A 1,193-nucleotide genomic window follows, 5' to 3' on the forward strand; every position below is an offset into this window, starting at 1 on the left:
ATGGCAAAGGAAAAGTTTGAGCGTACAAAACCGCACGTCAACATCGGCACGATTGGCCACGTTGACCATGGTAAAACGACGCTGACCGCAGCAATCACCAAGTATTTCGGCGACTTCAAGGCGTATGACCAGATTGACGGTGCGCCGGAAGAAAAAGCGCGCGGCATCACCATCTCGACCGCCCACGTGGAATACGAGACCGACAACCGCCACTACGCGCACGTCGACTGCCCCGGCCACGCTGACTACGTCAAGAACATGATCACCGGTGCCGCTCAGATGGACGGCGCGATCCTGGTTGTGAACGCTGCTGACGGCCCGATGCCGCAGACCCGCGAGCACATCCTGCTGGGCCGCCAGGTTGGCATCCCGAAGATGGTCGTGTTCCTGAACAAAGTTGACCAGGTTGACGACGAAGAGCTGCTGGAACTGGTTGAGATGGAAGTTCGCGAACTGCTGTCCAGCTACGACTACCCCGGCGACGATATTCCGATCATCGCAGGTTCGGCTCTGGCCGCGATGGAAGGCAACAACCCGGAAATCGGCGAAGAGAAGATCAAGGAACTGATGGCGGCTGTTGATGACTACATCGACACCCCTGAGCGCGCTGTTGACCAGCCGTTCCTGATGCCGATCGAAGACGTGTTCTCGATCTCGGGCCGTGGTACCGTTGTGACCGGTCGTGTCGAGCGTGGCGTGATCAACGTTGGCGACGAGATCGAAATCGTCGGCATCCGCGACACTTCGAAAACCACCTGCACCGGCGTTGAAATGTTCCGCAAGCTGCTGGACCGCGGTGAAGCGGGCGACAACATCGGCGCCCTGCTGCGCGGCATCGACCGTGACGGCGTTGAGCGTGGTCAGGTTCTGTGTAAGCCGGGTTCGGTTACACCGCACACCAAGTTCGAAGCCGAAGCCTACATCCTGACCAAGGAAGAAGGCGGTCGTCACACCCCGTTCTTTGCGAACTACCGTCCGCAGTTCTACTTCCGTACGACTGACGTGACCGGCACCGTGACGCTGGCGGCTGGCACCGAGATGGTCATGCCCGGCGACAACGTGTCGTTCGAAGTTGAACTGATCGCACCGATCGCGATGGAAAACGGTCTGCGCTTCGCGATCCGCGAAGGCGGCCGCACCGTCGGCGCCGGCGTTGTGTCGAAAATCGTCGAATAATTCGCGCAAGCGAGTGA

General features: G+C 59.5%; 1 protein-coding gene. It reads left to right on the forward strand.

Translation table 11 applies throughout. The features are described 5' to 3' along the window. The coding region (gene tuf, locus ACR0NA_RS21625) for an elongation factor Tu (RefSeq protein ID WP_480732628.1) at positions 1-1,176 on the forward strand (1,176 nt) is incomplete at its 5' end. Between the last annotated feature and the right edge of the window lie 17 nt (positions 1,177-1,193).

The organism is Ruegeria sp. C11 (assembly GCF_056537725.1).